The sequence below is a fragment of the Caloramator australicus RC3 genome (assembly GCF_000297115.1).
Taxonomy (GTDB): domain Bacteria; phylum Bacillota; class Clostridia; order Clostridiales; family Caloramatoraceae; genus Caloramator; species Caloramator australicus.
Genome location: NZ_CAKP01000024.1, coordinates 17908 through 40850, shown reverse-complemented (window position 1 = coordinate 40850; position 22943 = coordinate 17908). Strand labels below are relative to the sequence as shown.

Genomic DNA, 22943 nt, shown 5'->3' with positions numbered 1-22943 from the left:
GTTGTCTTCTAGACACCCACTTTTTGAATATAAGTCCTGTTAGGACTTTTTCTCTTTTTTTATATTATCCTCAATCAAATCCGCCATTTCCTTTGGTATAGTGTTATCCTCCTTTAATTTTCTAAGGGCTAAAAGTCCTAAAAGCTGAAATAGAGAGGTGTATTTCCCTATATCTATTATGGTTTGATTTTGTTTTTTTACAGAGTCCGCATCTTTTTGAACGATTAACGTCCATCCTGTGTCATTAACGTTAAAGTAGCATCCGTAAACATCTGTCCCCCTATAATCTTTATAAGCTAGAGTCTTTGAAAAGTCTATGCTTGTTTTTACTCTTTGAAGGTCAATTTTAAGGTTACCTACAGCATCTGGAAGATGTCTTGAATCGGTAAGGAAAAGCCCGTTTTTATCGACTATAAAGGATTCTATAGTTTCGTCCTTTTCTATTGATTTCATAAGATCGTTTAAATATTCAAGGTCTATCCTTGCACATATAGCACCAATGGAGTTATCTTCGCTAAATATCGGAACTGCGATATCAATATAAAGCTTGTTATTAACCTTTGTAACCTCCGACATTTTTTCAACTCCGCTCAGGGCATTTTTAATTACAAAGGAATTTAAAAACTCTTTTTTATTGGCTGCATATCCATAGAGTATTTCATTTTTAGAATTTATAACATATATTTCCCTGTAGGCGGGTTTATTAAATTTCATGTATTCTATTATTTTTGATAATTCATTTATGTTTAAGTTTTGAAAGGCACTTAATTGTGCAAGGGCGTTAAGATCATATAAAAATTCGTTTATCCAGTCTATAACTGAAACAAGCTGTCTTCTTCCAAGTATCTCTAAAGTTTTTGCAACTCCTTCTATGCTTGTATTCATGTTTATTCGATAGAAGGAAGCACTGGTAAATAATGTTGGAATGATGGATATTACAAGAAGCAAAATATATCTTAAAATTTTACAATTCTTTTTAATAAATTTCATACAAACCACCTCTTAATATATTGTATTGTTATGCTTCACCGTTTGACATAAAGGGACATAAAAAATATAATTTAAGTAATGTAAAAAGATAATAGAGGGATGGAAATGGACCAAATTCAAAAGCATTTTAATAAAAAGGAAAAGATATATGGGCAATACTTTACACCTTTAGAAATTTCAAATTTTATTGTTGAAAGATGTTTATATTACCTTGGAAGAGAAATTAGTAACATAAAGGCCATAGACCCAGCCTGTGGTGATGGGAGCTTTTTAACTTCTCTAAATGATAAGGGGATTTTAAATTTTGAGGGATATGACATCGATGAGGAGGTTTTTAATTTATTAGCCCTTGATTTTATCGATAGGGTAAAAATATTTAACGCCTTAACTTTAGATAAAAGCGAAGAATACGATATGGCTGTTGGGAATCCTCCCTTTTCTTCAAAATATAATAGGGTTAGGGATAAAAACATCTTAAATAGATTTAAGTTAGGAAGGGGTAAGAATTCTCAAGCAATCGAAGTGCTATTTTTGGAAAAATTTATTGACTTTTTAAAGCCCAATGGAGTTTTGGGGATAATACTGCCCTTAGGTGTAGCAGGTGCTTCAAATCTTCAGGATGTTAGGGACTTTTTAAATAAAAAAATTCAGCTTAAAGAGATTCTTTATCTTGAACCAGGTATTTTTAAAAATAATGCATCGACTATCATAATAATTGGGATAAAAAGGGATAATCCCAACAACGATATATGTAAATTTGGACTTATCACTAAATTAAACCCAATAGAAGTAAAATATATTGAAAAAGCACTAGATATTAATAACATAAATCCCTTTTATTATTTCTATGATGAAGATAGCGATGGAGTAAAGTTTATAGATCTAATTGATGAAGCCTTTTCAGGAAAGGGATTTTATAAAGAAGAAAGAAAGGAACGGATCACGACTGAAAGGACTGACAAAATTTACATAACTGCAAAAAATGTTGGATGGGGAACTTTTTTAGAGGATAATATTTTATATTTTAAAGGTGAAATAAATGAAAAATATATTCTTCAAAAAGGCGATATAGTATTTTGCAGAGTTGGACAGGGAACTATGGGAAGGTGTATAGTTATAGATGAAATAACAAAGGGAAGTATTGCCGATGATTGGTTTCATATTATAAGGCCTAAGAATAAAGAATATAGCATAGCCCTTTGTGCATACTTTTTAACTAAAAATTTTAAGGAGAAAATAAAAAGGCGCTGTATAGGGACGGGAACACCAAATATATCAAAACAAAAGCTTTTAGATATAAAAATCCCTTGGAGTAAAATTATTAAAATATATGATAAGAACAAGGATAAAAACATAATAGAATTATCAAAGATAATGGAAGAGGAATTAACATAAAGGATTTTTGTCTTTTATGTAGAATAATATATTAGGGGGGGTATTGTGGCAAAAAGTATTATAAATCCTACTATTACTATTGAGGAGGGCAAGATTCATATTAATTTTTTTCTGAAAAACAATGCTTCTAAAATACGATTAAAGGAAAGAAGAAATTACATGGGGGAGAGGTTTTTACGGCCCGATGAAGCCTTAAAGGTTGATAGTGCATATGTAGAATGGCAGATTGGATATGATACAAAGGTAAAAAAAGATGGTGACTATAAAGTTCAACATTTAGAAGGGGATAATTACCTTTACATTAGGGAAAGAAACGGGCAAAGGGTAAAAAAGTATCCTGCAGAGCTTATGGTGATTATAAAATATGCACTGGATTTAGGCTTTTTAAGGACTTCTGATATAGAAAGGATTATCAACCTAACAGAAGAAATTTATGAAAGCAAAAATTATCTTGATAATTTCCCTATTTTAGGTGAAAAAACCGATATGGTTTTATTTGATGAATTTAAAATATTTAAAAGGATTCTTCCTTTAGCAATCCTTGAAGATAAAGACTATTTTATTGAAATGGAAAGAAAACAGATGCAGCTTGCAGCAGGATACCAAAGTATGATTTATGTCTGCCCATACTTTAAGATATTGAAAAAGAAGCAAGAAAATATTTATGCATGGATTGCTGATGAGAATAATATTAATATATTTGAGAAGGTTTTAATATCCTTTGCCTTAGCTTCAGAGCAGCATAATAAGGATATAAGGGAGCTTTTGGAGATTATTTTGAAGAATATATAAGCTTGCTTCACGAGCTTATATTTTTAACAATACAGAAAAGGTTTTCTAAAGGGGGATTATTATGAGTGTCACAGTAAAAGAAATAAGTTACAAAAGTTTAGGACGATGCCTTGAGCTTTCAAACGAAAAGTGCGATCTTTTAGTAACTTTAGATGTTGGGCCAAGGATTATAAGGTTTGGTTTTAAGGGAAGAGAGAATTTATTTTGTGAAAACACAGAGTTTAAAGTAAAGTCTGGGGATGAATATTGGTATATATATGGAGGCCATAGGCTATGGCATTCTCCAGAGGCAAACCCAAGAACCTATTATCCAGATAATTACCCTGTTGATTATGAGAAAATAGAAGGCGGAATTAAGGTTTCAGTTTATGAAAAATGGAGACAAGTTATTAAAGAGATGGAGATAATTTTAGATGAAATTGAAAGCAAGGTAAAGGTTGTCCATAGGATTATAAATAAAAACGCATGGGATATCGAACTTTCAGTTTGGGCCCTTACTGTTATGGACAAAGGAGGAGTTGAGATAATTCCTGTTAACACTAAGGATACAGAACTTTTACCTAATATGAATATAGCAATATGGCCATATACAAGGCTAAACGATAAAAGAGTTACCTGGGGAGAAAAATATATAACTATAAGGCAGGATGAAAATGCTATTGTTCCCTTTAAAATAGGATTAAACAACCAATCTGGATGGGCAGCATATATAAACCATGGAGTAACCTTTGTAAAAAGATATCAACATGTAGAAGAAGAAGCTTACCCTGATTTTGGAGTATCCTACGAAACATATACAAACAACTTTATGCTTGAGATGGAAACATTATCGCCTTTAAAAAGGATAAAACCCGATGAATATATAGAACATATTGAAGAATGGGAAATTTTTGATGGAGAATTATATAGCATAATTGACAAATAATAGGATAGTGGTTTATAATGATAATAGAAAACGTTTTCTAATAGAGGTTAGACAAAATATCATATATGCTTGCAATTATTAGGCTAAAAATTTTGCAAAGCTCTATAAGATGAAAATATAAATTATGTGAGTTAGATAGGAGGGGTAGGATGTCGGAATTAAGATGGAATCCTCTTTTAAAAACATGGACAATGGTTGCTTCAAATAGACAAGCACGTCCAAACATGCCAAAGGATTGGTGCCCCTTTTGTCCAGGTTCAGGAAGGGTTCCTGAGCATTATGATGTTTTAAAATATGATAACGACTTTCCAGCACTAAAGCTTAATCCGGATAAACCCGATGTTGAGGGTTCGGAGCTTTATCGTGTAGCTGAAAATTATGGAAAATGTGAAGTAATACTTTATTCTCCTGAGCACACTAAAACACTGCCTGAGCTTTCGGTAGAGCATATATATAAGCTTGTTAACCTTTGGACTGAAAGATTTAGGGAGATTTCTAAAGATGAGAAAATAAAGTATATTTTTGAGTTTGAAAACAGAGGGGAAGAGGTGGGAGTTACCATGCCCCATCCCCATGGACAGCTTTATGCATACCCCTTTGTTCCACTAAAGCTAAAGGTTGAACTTGATAGTTGTAAGGAATACTACTTTGAAAAAGGTAAATGCATGATTTGCCAGATGAATGAAGAGGAAACTGACTTTAAGGAAAGGATAATTTACGAGAATGATAGTTTTTTAGCCTATATTCCCTTCTTTACTGACTATCCCTACGGCGTTTTTATAGTAAGCAAAGCCCATAAAGGAAACTTTACTGAGTTTACAGATAAAGAAAAATGGGACCTTGCAGAGATGTTAAAGAATATAACCGGGGCCTTTGATTCCTTATTTGATAGACTCTTCCCCTACATGATGTGTATTCATCAAACGCCTGTTAATTCAGAGGAATACAAGGACTCAGAAAAGTATTATCACTTCCATATAGAGTTCTATCCTCCCCTTAGGGATAAGGATAAATTAAAGTTTTATGCTTCATCTGAAATGGGGGCATGGGCAGCAGCAAACACTATGGCTGTTGAGGAGGCTGCAGAAAATTTAAGAAGGGCCCTTGAAAAATTCATTGGCAGCAAAAAGGAGTGAGTTTCTTGGACAAGTCACTTTTAAAGGAAGGATTTGAGAAAAACTTTGGGACAAGAGGTGATATTCAATATTTTTTCTCACCGGGAAGAGTTAACTTAATTGGTGAGCATATAGACTATAACGGCGGATTAGTTTTCCCCTGTGCCCTTTCTATTGGGATATATGCTGCTGTTGGATATAGGGAGGATAAAAAAGTAAGATTGGTTTCAAAAAACATGGTTAACAAAGTAGAATTTACTTTAAATGATATTCAGTTCAAGGAAGAGGATGGATGGGGAAACTACCCCAAGGGAGTTATTAAATACATTCAAGAAGAGGGATATAATCTTAAAGGTGCTGATATATACCTAGAATCCACTTTGCCGGACGGAGCTGGCCTTTCAAGTTCAGCAGCATTAGAGGTTTTAACTGGCTATATAATGTTATATCCAATATTGGGGGATAAAATAGATAGAGTTTGGCTATCTTTAATCTGTCAAAGGGCGGAAAATGAATTTATAGGTGTAAATTGCGGCATTATGGATCAATTTTCTGTGGCTATGGGTAAAAGGGATCATGCTATACTCCTTGATTGTAACACGTTAGAATATGAATATGTTCCTGTGGATTTAAAGGGGTATACATTAGTAATAATGAATACAAATAAAAAAAGGGAATTATCTGAGTCAAAATACAACGAAAGAAGATATGAATGTGAGATGGCTTTAAAACATATAAATGATTATAAGAAAATAGAAAACCTTTGCCATGCTACTTTAGAAGATTTAGGGCTTTTAAAGGATAACCTTTTAAAAACAAGGGCAAGACATGTTATAACTGAAAATCAAAGAGTAAAAGAGGCGATTAAGTTTTTGAAGGGTGGTAATATAAAAGAATTTGGGAAACTTCTTGTAAAATCCCATGAATCATTAAAAAATGATTATGAGGTAACTGGACTGCATTTAGATACGATAGTTGAAGCAGCATTAAAATTTGAAGGCTGCATAGGTGCAAGAATGACCGGAGCAGGCTTTGGTGGATGTGGGATAGCAATTGTGGAAAACAAATTGTTGGAGGAATTTATTAAAGAGGTAGAAGTAAAATATAAAGAAATAACAAATATATCTCCAAGTTTCTATATAAGCCGAATAGATGATGGAGTTAAAATGCTTTTTTAAAAATATAAAAACAGACTTTAAAAATGTAATAGAATAAATATTAATAAATAGCTAAAATATTATTGAAATTTAATTGTCTATAATATAAAATTATTATAGAAAAGGTTTTCTAAAAAACGTTTTCTTAAGGGGGGATGGTTTAAATTTTATAAAAACTTTTGAAAAAATAAAATTTTAGGGGGGTCTATATGAAAAAAGTATCTGCTTTTCTTCTAGTATTAACATTGTTAGTTTCGCTTTTCTCAGGCTGTTCAAAATCAACAAGTAATAAACCAACAGAGTTTAAGAACGTTCAATTAGAATTTTGGAACGGATTTACTGGACCTGATGGGAAGGGTATGCAAAAGATTATAGATCAATTTAACAAAGAGTATGAAGGAAAGATCAATGTAAAAACTCAAGTTATGCAATGGGGACAATATTATGATAAAATTATTACATCAGTTACAAGCGGTAAAGCACCAGATATTGGTATAATGCACGTTGATACATTGCCTAAATATGCAAAGAAGGGTGTTATAATTCCGCTTGATGAGCTCGCAGCGAAACTAGATCTTAAAGAATCAGATTTTATCAAAGCTGTTTGGGACGCAGGGATTTATGAAGGAAAACGTTATGGAATACCTTTAGATGTGCATCCACTTGGACTTTACTATAATGTTGACCTATTAAAACAAGCAGGATTTGATCATCCGCCAACAAATATGGAAGAATTTTTAACTATGGCAAAGGCAATGACTAAAGACACAGATGGTGATGGAAAAATTGACCAATGGGGATTTGCAATGCCTACATTATGGCCAAGTCATCAAATATATTGGACAGTTCTTCATCAATTCGGTGGAAAAGCAACCAGTGATGACGGAACAGAACCACTTTATACATCACAGGAAGCAATCGATGCACTACAATTTTTAGCAGATACTGTATTTAAATATCAAATTTCTCCTAAGAACATAACACAGGATGGCGAAGTTACATTATTTAAACAAGGTAAACTTGGCTTTCATTTAAACGGAATTTGGATGATTGCTGGTTTCGAAGAACAACAGGGATTGAATTTTGCAACAGCACCAGTTCCACAATGGGGTAAACAAAAAGCAGTTTGGGCAGGATCCCATCAATTTGTAATATTCAAACAAAAGGAGCAGGATCCAGTTAAGCTTGAAGCTGCTATGACATTTATTGATTATATAACAAAGCATAGTATTGAATGGGCAAGGGCAGGTCAAGTTCCTGCTAGAAATTCAGTAAGAGAAAGTGACGAATTTAAGTCATTAAAGCATCAAATGGGCTTTGCACAGCAGGCTGATTATCTTGTATTCCCAGTGTCATCGCCATATTTCCCAGATGCTTGGGGACCAAGTGGAGAAGCTGTAACAAATGTAATATTAGGAAAGGACACACCAGCTTCAGCATTGCAAAAAGCTGCTGATAAAGCACGAAAACAGGTTCAAGCAAATAAAGAATAAAGGAGGCTTTTTGCCTCCTTTTCTAGAAAAGAGGTGGCAGGATGAATAAAAATTTGCAAAAAATTGAGCCCTATTTATTTATACTTCCTCAGTTTATATTTTTTATTGTGTTTATGATTTTACCAACTGGACTTGGAATATGGATTAGTTTAAATAAATGGGATTACTTGACCAAACCTAAATTTGTTGGCCTAAAAAATTATATTGATTTATTTAAACCTGATACAATTGATTATCTAGAGTTTTGGAATGCCTTTGGCAACACATTTAAATTTGTTATATTCAGTGTTCCGCCGCTGATTATTATTGCATTAGCTTTAGCACTTCTTGTAAATTCACCAAATCTTAAGTTTAGAAATTTTTTTAGAGGTGTTTTTTATGCCTCAAATGTTTTATCGGTTTCGTGTGTTGGACTTATTTGGCTATGGATGCTAGATACAAATGCAGGTTTAGTAAATTACTATTTAGAAAAATTGGGTATTGGAAGAATACCATGGCTTGCAGAATTACCTTGGGCATGGATTTCTCTTGTTGCTATGACCGTCTGGTGGATAATAGGTGGTAATATGATATTATTTTTAGCAGGTCTTCAAGATATTCCACAGACGCTGTATGAAGCTGCTGATATAGATGGCGCAAGCGGTTGGCAGAAATTTTGGTATGTAACATTGCCAGGGTTAAAAAGACCTTTATTATTTATAGTTATAATGACTACTTTAGCACAATTTAATATATTTGGTCAGCCCTATATGGTTACAAGGGGTGGCCCAGGAAATGCGACGAAAGTTCTTTTAATGTATATTAGAGATGTAGCCTTTGGCCAATATAGAATGGGTTCAGCCTCAGCTATGGCTATAATGATGGGACTAGTGATGATTGTATTTAGTATTATCCAATATAAACTGCTGTCTCCAAAGGAATAGAGGTGATTGTTGTGCAAAAGTTAGAAACAGGTAAAACAGCTAAAATTAATTTTACGAAAAGCTATAAAAATAAAAAACAATTAGAAAAAATTTTATTATTTTCTGTAGCAGTTATACTAGCTACATTTTGGCTTCTTCCTTTGCTTTGGATTGTATCAACTGCTTTTAAGCCAGAAAGCGATGTAATTGATCCGATTGTAAGATGGATACCTAAAAGAGTAACTTTGGATAATTTTAGAATAATATTTAGTGATAAAGAAAATGCTCCAATTTTAAGATGGTTTTTTAATAGCTTATTCATAGCTTTATCGCATACAATTTTAATATTATTGTTTGACTCCCTTGCTGCGTTTGCTTATGCAAGATTAAAATTTAAATATAAAGAAACCATTTATTGGACAATGATGGCTACTATGATGATTCCGGGGGTTATAAATTTTATTCCTGCATATGTAATTGTAGATAAATTAGGTTGGATAGATACTCCTGCAGCTATGATTTTTCCGGGTTTAGGAGGAGTGTTTGGAGTATTTTTATTGAGGCAATTTTTTGAGGGAATTCCTAAAGATTTAGACGAAGCAGCATTAATTGATGGTGCAAGTTATTTTACAATATATTTTAGAATAATTCTTCCACTATCTAAACCTGCTCTAATGACTTTAGCTGTATTTACATTTATGGGTAATTGGAATGACTTTTTGTGGCCTATTTTAGTTACAAATGACGCAGCTAATAGAACTTTACCTGCAGGACTTGCTATATTCCAAGGAACATATATTCATAATTATGGAATATTAATGGCTGGTGCATTAATTTCAGCTGTTCCACCTATATTATTATTCTTATTAGGACAAAAATATTTTGTTAAAGGTATTGCATTAAGTGGGCTTAAGGAGTAATCCATAGGAGTGATGTATTTGAAAAGAATACTATTAGGGTTAATTATTATTTTTTCTTTTTCATTAGCATTTTATATTAAATTAGATAAGAATATCGATGTTAATAATGAATTGTATTTTTCTGTCCCAACATATAAAAATCCTGTATATGTTCCAGATGGTGCAAGTGTTATAAATATAGCAGATCCAACTATTATAAAATACAACGGAGAATATTATCTTTATGGGACTTCAGATATCCCTGGGTTTAATGTATTTCACTCACGAGATCTTGTGAATTGGGAATACAAAGGAGTTGCTTATTCTGGCCCTCCTTCGAACGGAATATTTGAAGGAGTATGGAACATTGATTGGTTTTGGGCTCCAGCTATCCACTATGAGAATGGAAAATTTTATTTATACTACTCTGCAGGAGACCCATCAAAGGGAGCAGAAAGTAGAAATATAGGGGTTGCCATTTCTGATAATCCCTTAGGACCCTTTAGAGATTATGAAAATAATCCAATTGTTACAGATATAAATTCTATAGATGGGTTTGTTTTTGTTGATGAAGATGGTGAAAAATATTTTTACTACAATCAAGTAGGTGGAGGCTTTAATGGAATTGCTGTAAGACACATGAAGGATCCATTTAGTTTTGATACAGAAGAAACTAGGGTTATAAGCATATCTGAACCTTGGGAAGAAGTTATAAATGAAGGACCAGTAATTCTTAAAAAAAATGGTAAGTATTATCTCATGTATTCTGGAGGAAATTACGCAGATAAATCCTATGCGGTTGGATATGCAACGGCTGATAAACCTATTAGCAATCTTGGTATGGCAGACAACTTAACGTGGAAAAAGTATGAGAAAAACCCAATAATGAAGACAAATGAAAGTGCAATAAGCCCGGGACATAATGATATTACCTTTGCACCTAATAACGTTTGTTATTATATTGTTTACCACACTAAAAGATATGAGGAAACAGGGCCTCAAAGGCAATTAGCAATAGATAGGCTATATTTCAATTATGATAAACTTTTTACCTATGGACCGACTGCGGATAATAGACCTATACCTGAAAAACCAGATTTTCAAGACTGGTTTGATGGTAAGGAAGAAAAAGTTAAAGAACCTTGGAGGATAATAAAGGGTGAATTTTTAATAAAGGAAAATGAGCTTATTTCAAATTCCAATGACGGTTTTATAGTCAATGATAAAGTTAATTCTAACAGCTATGTTTATGAAGTTAATATGAAAATAAATAGTTATAATAAAAATTCAAAAGCAGGATTTGTATCTTCCTATTTGGATGAAAATAATAACGTTGCCGTTACATTAGATCCATATAATAAAAAGATTATTTTAAAATATGTCTATCAAGGAAAAGAAAAAATTATAGAAAAGAAGTTAAAAGATAATTTTAAAGAAGATACCTATCATCAATATTTGCTTTATAAGAATGGCAATCTAATAAAGCTTTATATAGATAAAGTTTTATATTTTACAGAAAGGATTAATATAAACAATGGCAATATAGGGTTATTCTTTGAAAAAACTGATGTTACCTATGATGGAATAGCATATACTACTTATTTTGAAGATAATTTCGATAACGATACGGGATTATTTTCTGATCTTAAAATACTGAACGGTGAACTTTTAATAGAAAAGGGTAAGGAAAAGATAGTAAATGAAGATCTTACAAATTATGAGATGGGTTTTGACTTTAGATATGAAGAAAATAAGAAACATAAATTTTTTGTTAGTTATATTGATAATAAAAATTATATTGGAGTTTCAGTAAAGGATGATAATATAATTATTGAAAAAGCTATTAATGGAAGAATATACAATAAAAGGTTTAGAGTAAAAGATTTATTTAAAGAAAAATTAAATTTGCGGGAGTATCATAGTTTAAGAGTTGTTAAGATTAATGAAGTTTTAGGATTATATTTAGATGGAGTTGAAATATGCAAAATAGATTGGAACATATCAAAATCGCATATTGGAATAAATAGTTTAGATAGTATTGTTTATCTTGATAATTTTTATATCTTAAAATTAAATTTCTAAAGAAGGGATGGGCTAGAATGAACATACCTAGAAATGAGTATCCTAGACCAAATTTTAAAAGAAACAATTGGATTAATTTAAATGGTGAATGGGATTTCGAATTTGATGATGCTAATTTAGGTGAAAAAGAAAAGTGGTTTTTAGGGAAGCAATTTTCAAGAAAAATTCTGGTGCCTTTCTGTTATCAGAGCAAATTATCCGGAATAGGGGATAGAAGTGTTCACGATATAGTTTGGTATCATAGGAAAATAAATATTAATAAAAATGATAAAAGAATTTTCATAAACTTTGGAGCTGTTGATTATTTTACTAAACTTTATATTAATGGAAATTTTGTAGGAAGTCATAAAGGAGGACATATTGCATTTAGATTTGATATTACTGACTTTTTAAATGATGGTGAAAATGATTTGTATCTCAGAGTAGAAGATAGAAGCTTTGACTGCACACAACCAAGGGGTAAACAAACATGGAAGGTAGATAATTTTGCCTGTTGGTATACAAGAACAACAGGAATATGGCAAACTGTTTGGTTAGAAAATTTAGATGATTTTCATTTAGAAAGGGTAAAGATAACTCCAGATATAGATAATAGAACAATTGAAGTAGAAGCCTATTTTAATAACATTTTAGAAAATGGCCTTTTAGAAGTTGAAATATCGTTTGAAGGTAAAAAGATTAAGAAGTTTTGGACGGAAATTAAACAAAAAAGAGAAAAATTTATTTTAGATGTTTGTGATGATAATGCTCAATTTAAAATTTATTATTGGAGTCCGGAGGAACCAAAACTATATGATATAAAATTTAGAATTATTCATAATGGAAATATTAAGGATGAAGTTGAGAGTTATTTTGGAATGAGAAAAATAAGCATAAGAGATGGTAAAATACTTCTTAATAACAAGGAGTATTATCAAAAACTTATACTTGATCAAGGCTATTATGGAGATGGACTTTTAACTGCACCAAGCGACGAATGGTTCGTAGAAGATATCAAAAAAATAAAAGATATGGGATTTAACGGTTTAAGAAAACATCAAAAGATTGAAGATCAAAGATTTTTATATTATTGTGATAAATATGGCCTTTTGGTTTGGGCAGAAATGCCATCAACTTATGAATTTAACGATATAGCTATAGAAAACATTATTTATGAATGGCAGGAAGCTGTTAAGCAACAGTATAATCACCCGTGTATAATAACTTGGACCCTTTTGAATGAGTCTTGGGGTGTAAATGAAATTTATAATAATAAAAAACAACAAAGCCTTGCAAATGCATTGTATTTTTATATTAAAGCATTAGATTCTTCAAGACTTTTAATTTCTAATGATGGTTGGGAACATACTATAAGCGACATTTTAACAATACATGATTATATTGAAGATGGAGAGATTTTTAGAAAGCTATATTTAGAGAAAGAAAAGATTGTCAACGGAGCAGCATCGATTATAAATCCCAAATTTAATTTTGCTGAAGGGTATAAGTATGAAGGACAACCTGTATTGCTTAGTGAATATGGAGGAATAGCTTTTTCAAATGTGGAAGGTTGGGGTTATGGTAATAAGGTTAGAACAGAAGAAGAATTCCTGGAAAGATTTAAGAAAATAACACATGCTATAATGGATATCCCTTATATTTGTGGGTTCTGCTATACTCAACTTACTGATGTAGAACAAGAAATGAATGGTTTAATGGATTGGTATCATAAAATGAAATTTGATCCAGAGAAGATTAAAAAAATAATAAATGGTTAGCACCTGGCATCTCCCAGGTGAATTTTTTAAGGAGGGACAAAAATGGGAAAATATTACACAAACCCCTTATCAATAAAAGAAATTGGAGATCCTTTCGTATTAAAAGCAAAGGATGGAATGTATTATTGTTATGCCACTTCAGCAATAGATGGATTTAAGGTGTGGTATTCAAAAAACCTTGTTGATTGGAAAGAATATGGTTATTGCTTAAAGGCGGATGAAAAATTTTGGGGATATCAAGATTTTTGGGCACCTGAAGTTGTAGAATTTAAGGATATGTATTATATGTTTTATACATGCAGATGGAAGAAAAATAACAGTTTAAGAATTGGCCTTGCGATTTCAAAATCACCTTTAGGACCATTTGAAGATTATTTTAATGGACCTATGTTTGATTTAGAATATGCAGCTATAGATGCTCATGTGTTTTTTGATGATGATGGGAAAAAATATATGTATTTTTCAAGGGATTGTTCAGAGAACATAATAGATGGGAAACATGAAAGTCATATATATGGGGTAGAGCTTACTGATGATTTGTTGAACCTTAAGGGAGAACCAAAACTATTATTAAAACCAGAACAGGAATGGGAATTAAAATCAGGACCTGAATGGATTTGGAATGAAGGACCTTTTGTTATTAAAAGATCAGGTATATATTACCTAATGTATTCTGCTAACTTTTATGCAAGTAGGGACTATTCAGTAGGATACGCTACCTCTGATAAGCCATTAGGACCTTTTACAAAATATGAGAAAAATCCTATACTATATTCTAACAATGAGTTAATTTCAGGACCTGGACACCATAGCGTAACAATTTCACCTGATGGGACAGAAATGTTTTTAGTTTACCATATCCATACATATCCAGAAAACCCAAGTGGAAATAGGCAGGTTTGCATAGACAGAATGGAATTTGATAAGGAAGGTAATATTTTTGTTATTGGACCGACGATGACCCCTCAAAGAATGCCATCATGTTGAATTTGCTTTTAAGTTTGTAATTATGACAAATGTAAATAAAATATAAGCATATTCAAAAAAATTTTAAAAACCCCCCGATAAAAGGGGGGTTAAATATACTTAGACACGATTAATTTCCTTTAGAGTTTATTAAGGACATTATATATTAACTACACTATAAATATACTTTATTCAATCTATAACAGGTTCTATAAAACAATAAAGGAGGCTTATTATGCTACTTGGTGTTGACTATTATCCAGAACACTGGCCTTTGGAATATTTAGACGAGGATATAGATAGGATTAAAAAGCTTGGTGCTAATGTAGTTAGAATTGGTGAGTTTGCTTGGCATATCATCGAAAAGGAAGAGGGAAATTTTGATTTTTCATTTTTTGATATGGTAATTGAAAAATTAAAGAAAAATGGAATAAAGGTCATTTTTGGGACACCAACTGCAACGCCACCGGCTTGGCTTGTAAAAAAACATCCTGAAATACTTTCAAAGGATGAAAATTTAATGGCAAGAAGTTTTGGTGGAAGAAGGCAGTATTGCTTTAACAGTGGGAGTTATTATGAATATACAAGAAAAATAGTTGAGGCCTTAGCAGAGCATTATAAGCATGAGGAAAATATTATAGCATGGCAGGTGGATAACGAGTTTGGCCATGAAGGAAGCGATATTTGTTATTGTGAAAACTGCCTTAGAGCCTTTAGAAAATTTTTAAGGGAAAAATATAAGGAAATAGACGCCTTAAATAAAACCTATGGGGCGGTATTTTGGAGTCAAACCTATAATGATTTTGATGAAATTCCTCTGCCGTTAAAAACTATAACCTTCCATAATCCTTCACTCTTACTTGATTATGCAAGATTCCGTTCAAAGTCTATTGTTGATTATGCTAATTTTCAGGTGGATATATTAAAAAGAGTTTTAGGCGATAAAAAGATAATAACGACCAATATAGCCGGAGGATTTTTTGATAAATTGTTTGACCATCAAGAGCTTGTGAAAAATATGGATATAGCCTCCTACGACAATTATCCAGTTTGGGGAGGCTTAAGGGAGCCAATACCTCCTGAAGAAATTGCTATGAACCTTGACTTTGTAAGGGGACTTAAAGGAAAAAACTTTTGGATATTAGAAGAACTTATGGGGGCTCAAGGACATAATATTATAGGTTATCTTCCAAGACCTAACCAAGCAAAGATGTGGGCATATCAAGCAGTTGCCCATGGTGCAGAGGCTATATTGTTTTTTAGATACAGGGCAGCAACCTTTGGGACGGAGGAATTTTGTTATGGAATAATTGACCATGATAATAGAGAGGGAAGAAAATTTAATGAGGTTAAGGATTTCTTTAATGACATAATTAAATACGAAAAAATTTTAGGATCTCCTGTTAAATCCGATATTGCCCTTATTTATGATTATGAAAATATTTGGTCATGGAGGATTCAACCCCAAAGCACAGCCTTTAATTTTGTGAAGGAAGCCCTAAGGCTTTATAGGCCATTTTATAAGAAAAATGTTAATATTGATGTCATTTCAACAAGGGAGGATTTTTCTAAATACAAGGTTCTACTCCTACCTGTGATGATGATCCAGGATGATAATTTAAAAAAGAAGTTAGAGGAATTTGTTGAAAAGGGTGGAGTTTTAATTTTGTCCTTTAGAGCTGGGATTAAGGATAGAAATAATAATTTAATCTTAGGAGAAGTTTTACCTGGGATATTCAGAAACTTAGCAGGCATCGAAGTTTTAGAGGTGGAAGCACTACAGGAAGGACAAATTGTAGAAATAGAAAATAGTAATGGCAAAAGGGCAAAGGTAAAGGTATGGAGGGATATTATAAGGCCAATCAATGCAAAGTCCTTATACAAATATGCCGATAAATTTTATAGGGAGTTTTCCTGCGTAACTGTAAACAAATATAAAAATGGCAAGGTTTATTATATTGGCGGTGGAGTAGAAGATTTTATTATGGATGAAATTGCAATTGAAGTTATTAAAGAGCTGAGTTTAGAGCATTATAATTCGGAGGAAGGAATTGAAATATACAAAAGGGAGTATGATGGGGAAAAATATTTATTTATCATAAACCATACTGAAGAGGAAAAAGCTTTTGGAGAATATACACTTTCACCCTTTGAAGTCAAAATAGTCGGGGGGATATAGATGATAAAGGTATTAAATAATATATTTGTTTTGGAAGGGAAGAATATTCAATATGCCTTTGGGCCTTATAAGGGCCTCTTAAGGCATATTTATTTTGGCAATAAAGCTGATGAGAAGGACTTTGAACACTTTGAAATTAGGGATATATCCTCTAATGATTCCAGCTGCGATATAGCATGGGAAGAATATACACCTTGGGGGGGACTAAGATACAAAGAGCCGGCTGTAAAGGTAAGATTTAGCGATGGGACAAGGGATTTGGTATTGGAATATGACGGTTTTGCTATTGAAGAGGATGTCTTAAGAATAATGCTAAAGGATAAATTTTATCCAATAGCGATATTTTTAAATTATAAAATATATGAGGAATACGATATTATTGCAAGATGGGTAGATATAAAAAATTTAGGAGAAGAAGATATTTTTATTGAAAAGGCCTATTCATGTGAAATTAATATAGACGGAACAGGATATAACATAACAAATGTATTGGGGCATTGGGTAGGAGAAGGAAGAAGGTTTAAACAAAGATTAGATGGGGGCAAGTTAATCCTTGAAAGCAGAAAGGGTAACACAGGACATAACAATAATCCATATTTTATATTAGATATTGATGCAAATGAAGATAAGGGTGAGGTTTACTTTGGAGCATTAGAATATACTGGTAATTTTAAAATTTTAGTTGAAGCCACTCCCTATTACTATACGAGGCTATTAATGGGGTTAAACGATTTTGACTTTGAATACAAATTAAAGCCCTCAGAGGCACTTATTCTGCCTAAAGCATATATTGGATATACAGACAAAGGATATTCAGATATGTCCCATAGGCTTCATAGATTTGTAAGGGATATTATCCTACCTGTTGACCTTAGAAATTCCTTAAGGCCGGTCCTGTTTAATTCCTGGGAGGCAACTCTTTTTAATGTTAAATGTGATGAACAGATTGAATTGGCAAGAAAGGCAAAGGATATAGGTTGTGAATTGTTTGTTGTGGATGATGGATGGTTTGGAGAAAGAAATAGCGATTCAGCAGGCTTAGGGGACTGGAAGGTAAATAGAGATAAATTTCCAAATGGGCTGGAGGAGCTAATCCATGAAGTTAACAGGCTTGGTATGGATTTTGGTTTATGGATAGAACCTGAAATGGTAAATCCTGATAGCGAACTTTATAGACAGCATCCTGATTGGGTATATAGGTTTAACAACAGAGAACTTACAACTTCAAGAAATCAGCTGGTATTAAACTTAAGTTTAAATGAAGTAAAGAAGTATATTTTTAATGTGCTGGATGGGTTGCTTACTAATTACAATATAAAATATATAAAATGGGATATGAATAGGCCCTTTTCTGAGGCTGGGGCTCTTAATTTGGACATAAAAGAACAGAAGATGATTTGGCTCTTACATTCTAAGGCTGTGTTTGATCTAATTGAAAGATTAAGGGGAAAACATAAGGGGATAGAGATTGAGGCCTGTGCCTCTGGAGGAGGGAGAATGGATTTTGGAGTTTTAAATTATTTCGATGAATTTTGGACAAGTGATAATACCGATGCTTTAGATAGGCTATTTATTCAAGAGTCTGTAAGCTATGTTTATCCTGCAAATACTATGAGATGCTGGGTAACAGATTGCCCAAATTTTATAAATGGAAGGACCATTCCCCTTGAATTTAGATTTCATGTTGCTATGATGGGCTCACTTGGTATTGGAGGAAATATAAATAAATGGACAAAGGAAGAAATTGAATTGGCAAAGGAGAAGATAAAGCAGTATAAAGAAATAAGGCATATAGTTCAAAAGGGAGATCTTTTTAGAATTAAATCCATTCTTAAAGATGAAATCCATGCTATTCAGTATGTTTATCAAGGGGAATCAGTCGTTTTTGTATTTAAGTTATATGAAAAATTCGGGAGAAAACAATATAAAGTTAAATTAAAGGGATTAAATGCCGATAAAATATATGAAGTTAAATACGGTGATAAAATTGTTAGAAAAGGTGGAGCTTATTTAAAAAATGTAGGGTTAGAACTTATATTAGATGGAGATTTTTCAAGCCAATTAATTCGATTAAAGGAGATTTAGTGGTGACTACAGCGCTAAAGTAATGTATAATCGGATTAAGAAATGTTGCCTTGGAGGGACAATTATGAAATATACCATTGAAGATGTGGCAAGGGAAGCTGGTGTTTCTATAACAACAGTTTCGAGGGTTATTAATGGGAATTATCCTGTAAAAAAGGAAACAAGGGAGAGGGTAGAGGCTGCAATTAAAAAGCTTAATTTTCAACCCAATCCCCTTGCAAGAAGCCTTATAAATAAACGAACAAATAGTATTGGGGTTGTAGTCCCTGGACTTACAAATATGTTCTTTACTGAAGTTGTGCATGGAATTGAAAGGATTATGAGAAGCAGGGATTATGATGTATACATTAGCGATTCAAGGGGTAGAGCGGATTCTGAAAAAAGAAGGATAAACAAATTTTTAGAAAGATATGTAGATGGGATAGTCCTTATTGACCCTCAAACGGAAAATATGAAAAATGGATTTATAGAAGAGGTTTCTAAAAAGATTCCTGTTGTTTGTATTAATGGTTATCATGAAAACGTTAGAACAAATTTTGTCCTATCAGATGAAGAAAAGGGAACTAAGGAGGCCCTTGAACATTTGATTTCATTAGGGCATAAAAATATTGCCTTTATAAGAGGAGAGAGCAGTTATTCCTATGATATAAAGGAGAATTTATATAAAGAATATATGAAAAATATAGGAATTGAGCCCATAGTTATTACTGTTCAAGATGGAAACAACATAGACGTTGTAGAAAATACGATGAGGGTTTTGATTGAGTTATCATCAAAATATCAATTGGGGAAAGAAATCACTGCCTTCTTTGCCTGCAATGACCTTATGGCAGTTGGAGTTTTAAACGGATGCTATGAACTAAACCTTAAGGTTCCTGATGATATCGCTATAATAGGCTTTGACAATATAATACTTTCACAAATGACAAATCCAAAACTTACAACCGTTGATCAAAACATGAGACTTTTAGGCGAAAGGGCGGCACAAAAGCTTTTAGATCTTATTGAAGATAAAAATCTTTACAGCGATACGGATGTTATTGAAACTAAGCTGATAATAAGAAAAAGCACGTGATTATATGACGTGCTTTTTTATGTTTTTGATAGTTTTAATGAATTTATCTTTATCAGCAGGACTTAAAATTTTCTCACCATATCTTTCTTTTACATAAATATGCCTTATAAATTCATTTATGTCAGGTGCTATAAATGAGTCGGCCATTTGTTTTATTGAGAGGGTTGTATCGGAGGGTTTTAGCTGTTTGAATTTATTTATATAAATCAAATATTTTTGATAATATAATCTAATCTTATTGGTTGGCCTTGCGATTCTTTTGAATATCTTGTTTATCGATAAATTATCCCTTATAAATTCTCTTTCTTCTTTGAATTTTGCATATTCTTTAGAGGAATTATAATATCTTAAAAAAATCTTATAAATTAAGTATATAAAAAGTAAAATTATTAATATTTGAAATATAATTGACATTGATTTATAAAAAACAAAAAGATTTTTATTTTCTTTGTTTTCTATAATTCTTTTTACATCTTTTATTTGTAGAATTCCCTCTTGGCCGTTAGAGCCCACTTTTATCCTTAAGCCTTTAAATAATTTTTCAAAAAGTTTTGCTACAATAATGAAAAACCAAGAAAAAAGATAAAAGAATACTTCTATTGTTTTGTCATAAATAAGGATAAAGAATCTTAATAAGGCCTGTCTTAATTTTTCTATGCTAATTATTACTGAGGTTAAGAGAATAATATAATTTATTTTTTTATTTAACCTTTCTGCATTATCCGAAAGGGTTTCTTCAATTCTTAAGCTCCTTGATAGTATGATTGAAGATACAAGATAAACAAATAATATTCCGGATATTTTGTTTAAGAAGGAAATTTGAAAAAAAATCAAGAAAAAGCCAAAGAGACCAAGTATTATTTTTATTTCAATTTGAAATTTATCAAGGAAATAATAATATGATAATTCTTCTTTAAAAGAGAAAACTAAAACTATAGCTGATAAAATAATTAAAATTGTATATCTTATTAAGGGATTTATGCTATAAATTAAGCCGTAAAATATGAAGGAAAGGGAATAAAGAAGAATGTAAAAAATTGAAAGCCTGTTTATTACATAAAAAATTTTCATTTTACTCACCTTCAAAATATATTTCAATTTGTTTGGCTACTTTTCCTATATTATTAGTATTTAAAGTTATTAAAACTACTTTTTGATAAAATTTTATAAGATTATTAATTGGACTTACATATTCATCTAGAATTATAGGGGTTATAACTACTATAGTTGTGTTTTTAATAGAATTTTTTGTTTTAATTATATCTTCAAAGGGGCAAAATATGCTGTAATCTATTCTGCCGAGGGATTCTAAAATTTTTAATCTATGGTTTAGACCAAGCCCTGGACGGTATAATGTGCTGTTTAAAAAATTTTGGGCATTTGAAATCAAACCATAGGGCACCTTTAGACTTTCAAATTCATCCACTAAGCTCCTTGTTATGGATATACATCTTTCAATTGCATCTCCGTCGATTTTTTGCCAAAAGGGCTTGCAGGTTTCAATATTTAAAGCAATTAAAAGGTTGTTGTCAGTCGTGAAATCGTATTCTTTAACCATGATTTTTTGATGTTTTAAAGAAGAAGGCCAATGGATTTGCTTTAAAGGTTCCCTTCCTGTATATTCCTTTATTCCGATGTTAACCAAAGGGTCCTCAATGATCCATCTTTTTACTGATATATCACCGGTGTATGAACCATAGGGTGTTAGTTTTTTTAGGCTATAGGATTTTGGGAGGACAACAATTTCTGCAAAGGATTCATAAAATTGTGTCATCGTCTCAAATCCAAAAAGGTCACCGCAGGTTATCTCTGCATTTTTTAATATGTATCGCCCTCTTTTTAAACATGAAACCTTAAAGGATCTTTTTACCCTTTGAAAGGGCAGGACAGACATCTTTGTTTTATATGCACCTTTAAAATTATTTCCCTCTATAAACTCAAATTCTTCCGGATATTCCTGGCTTATATTTAGATATGTAATTGGATATATCTTTTTGTTTTCTATTATTGATATAATTTCAAATTCCTCACCTATTTCTACAATTTCTTTAGAGAATTTTATTGAATAAAATAGTTTTTTAAAGGCGTTTTTCTTAGATAAAAAATTAATATATATCCCTAATAGTATTAAAATAAATAGCCATATAAACATCATTTCACCCCTAAAAATTTTCTAAAGGAACGGGAGTGTTCTCCAGTATGCTATTTATGATGTAAAAGCTCTCTTTAGAGCTTTGCTTAGTTAATATTCTATGGCTAAGTATATAGGGAGCAAGGTATTTCACATCCTCTGGAATTATAAAGTCCCTTCCGTTTAATGCAGCAAAGGCTTGGCAAGATTTAAAAAGTGCAAGCGTTCCACGGGGACTTACGCCAAGTTCAATTCTGCTATCATTTCTTGTTGCCTTTATTATATCTAATATATAATTTAGAACATCTTGATTTGCTTTAACTTTAGTGTAGTTTTCTTTAACATATTTAATTTCATCAAAGTCTACAACAGCATCGATATCCTTTTCAAAATCCCCTTTAACAAATTTATCAATAATTTTAAATTCTTCCTCCCTTTCAGGATATCCAAGACTAATTTTCATTAAAAATCTATCTATTTGTGCCTCAGGAAGAGGAAAGGTTCCATAGCTTTCTATAGGATTTTGTGTCGCTAAAACCATGAAGGGAATAGGAAGTTTAATAGTTTGACCATCGACGGTTATTTGTTTTTCCTCCATTGCCTCTAAAAGGGCAGACTGCGTCCTTGGGGTTGCCCTGTTTATTTCATCGGCAAGGACAATGTTTGCAAATAAAGGCCCTTTTTTAAATTGGAATTCACTTGTTTTTGGATTATAAAAATTGATTCCAGTTAAATCAGATGGTAAAAGGTCAGGAGTAAATTGGACCCTTTTAAATTCTAATCCTAAGGATTTTGCAAAGGCCTTAACAAGGGTTGTTTTACCAACGCCTGGGATGTCCTCTAATAATATATGTCCAGAGGATATAAAGGAAGTAATAATTAGTTCAATTTCCTTATCCTTTCCAACAATTATATTTGAGATATTTTTTATTAATTTTTTTTTAAATTCGATGAATTTATTAAGTTCCATTTTTGACCTCCTTAGATTAATTTTAACTTA

General features: G+C 31.9%; 18 protein-coding genes. 14 read left to right on the top strand and 4 right to left on the bottom strand.

Annotation, left to right across the window (positions count from 1 at the left end):
* Positions 1-39: 39 nt before the first annotated feature.
* Positions 40-990: a cache domain-containing protein gene (locus CAAU_RS02995; RefSeq protein WP_008907960.1), complete on the bottom strand. Its 951-nt coding sequence runs from the start codon at positions 988-990 to the stop codon at positions 40-42.
* A 105-nt stretch (positions 991-1095) separates the two neighbouring features.
* On the opposite strand from CAAU_RS02995, the gene CAAU_RS02990 reads away from it, so the two are divergent.
* The 14 genes from CAAU_RS02990 (at position 1096) to CAAU_RS02925 (ending at position 19812) form a co-directional block, all read left to right on the top strand.
* The gene (locus tag CAAU_RS02990; RefSeq protein ID WP_008907959.1) at positions 1096-2385 is read left to right on the top strand and encodes an N-6 DNA methylase; all 1290 of its coding nucleotides are present in this window, start codon (positions 1096-1098) and stop codon (positions 2383-2385) included.
* A gap of 45 nt (positions 2386-2430) precedes the next feature.
* Positions 2431-3177 (top strand): hypothetical protein, encoded by a 747-nt coding sequence (locus CAAU_RS02985; RefSeq protein WP_008907958.1) that lies wholly within the window; start codon positions 2431-2433, stop codon positions 3175-3177.
* Positions 3178-3238: 61 nt separating this feature from the next.
* A complete protein-coding gene (locus CAAU_RS02980; RefSeq protein WP_008907957.1) occupies positions 3239-4102 on the top strand; it encodes a hypothetical protein in 864 nt (287 codons plus the stop codon).
* A gap of 149 nt (positions 4103-4251) precedes the next feature.
* Entirely contained in the window at positions 4252-5238 is a 987-nt protein-coding gene (gene galT / locus CAAU_RS02975; protein ID WP_008907956.1) for a galactose-1-phosphate uridylyltransferase, read from the top strand.
* 5 nt (positions 5239-5243) lie between these two features.
* Complete coding sequence (locus tag CAAU_RS02970) at positions 5244-6395, top strand: galactokinase (protein WP_008907955.1); 1152 nt, start codon at positions 5244-5246, stop codon at positions 6393-6395.
* 188 nt (positions 6396-6583) lie between these two features.
* Complete coding sequence (locus CAAU_RS02965; protein ID WP_008907954.1) at positions 6584-7867, top strand: ABC transporter substrate-binding protein; 1284 nt, start codon at positions 6584-6586, stop codon at positions 7865-7867.
* Positions 7868-7908: 41 nt separating this feature from the next.
* Complete coding sequence (locus tag CAAU_RS02960; RefSeq protein ID WP_008907953.1) at positions 7909-8790, top strand: carbohydrate ABC transporter permease; 882 nt, start codon at positions 7909-7911, stop codon at positions 8788-8790.
* A gap of 11 nt (positions 8791-8801) precedes the next feature.
* On the top strand, positions 8802-9689 hold the full coding sequence (locus tag CAAU_RS02955) for a carbohydrate ABC transporter permease (RefSeq protein ID WP_008907952.1): 888 nt from the start codon (positions 8802-8804) through the stop codon (positions 9687-9689).
* 18 nt (positions 9690-9707) lie between these two features.
* Positions 9708-11750, top strand: a complete 2043-nt coding sequence (locus CAAU_RS13810; protein ID WP_008907951.1) for a glycoside hydrolase family 43 protein — start codon at positions 9708-9710, stop codon at positions 11748-11750.
* A gap of 17 nt (positions 11751-11767) precedes the next feature.
* Entirely contained in the window at positions 11768-13507 is a 1740-nt protein-coding gene (locus CAAU_RS02945; protein WP_008907950.1) for a glycoside hydrolase family 2 protein, read from the top strand.
* A gap of 42 nt (positions 13508-13549) precedes the next feature.
* Entirely contained in the window at positions 13550-14494 is a 945-nt protein-coding gene (locus CAAU_RS02940; RefSeq protein WP_008907949.1) for a glycoside hydrolase family 43 protein, read from the top strand.
* A gap of 214 nt (positions 14495-14708) precedes the next feature.
* Positions 14709-16652 (top strand): beta-galactosidase, encoded by a 1944-nt coding sequence (locus tag CAAU_RS02935; RefSeq protein WP_008907948.1) that lies wholly within the window; start codon positions 14709-14711, stop codon positions 16650-16652.
* Entirely contained in the window at positions 16653-18737 is a 2085-nt protein-coding gene (locus CAAU_RS02930) for an alpha-galactosidase (RefSeq protein ID WP_008907947.1), read from the top strand. It begins immediately after the preceding gene.
* A 64-nt stretch (positions 18738-18801) separates the two neighbouring features.
* The gene (locus tag CAAU_RS02925) at positions 18802-19812 is read left to right on the top strand and encodes a LacI family DNA-binding transcriptional regulator (RefSeq protein ID WP_008907946.1); all 1011 of its coding nucleotides are present in this window, start codon (positions 18802-18804) and stop codon (positions 19810-19812) included.
* Here the strand turns inward: CAAU_RS02925 and CAAU_RS02920 are convergent, their stop codons facing one another.
* From CAAU_RS02920 to CAAU_RS02910, 3 genes are read right to left on the bottom strand one after another with little or no spacing between them, the layout of a single operon-like run.
* Positions 19813-20883: a hypothetical protein gene (locus tag CAAU_RS02920; RefSeq protein ID WP_008907945.1), complete on the bottom strand. Its 1071-nt coding sequence runs from the start codon at positions 20881-20883 to the stop codon at positions 19813-19815.
* A 1-nt stretch (position 20884) separates the two neighbouring features.
* A complete protein-coding gene (locus CAAU_RS02915; RefSeq protein ID WP_008907944.1) occupies positions 20885-21964 on the bottom strand; it encodes a DUF58 domain-containing protein in 1080 nt (359 codons plus the stop codon).
* A gap of 10 nt (positions 21965-21974) precedes the next feature.
* A complete protein-coding gene (locus tag CAAU_RS02910) occupies positions 21975-22913 on the bottom strand; it encodes an AAA family ATPase (protein ID WP_008907943.1) in 939 nt (312 codons plus the stop codon).
* Positions 22914-22943 lie beyond the last annotated feature (30 nt).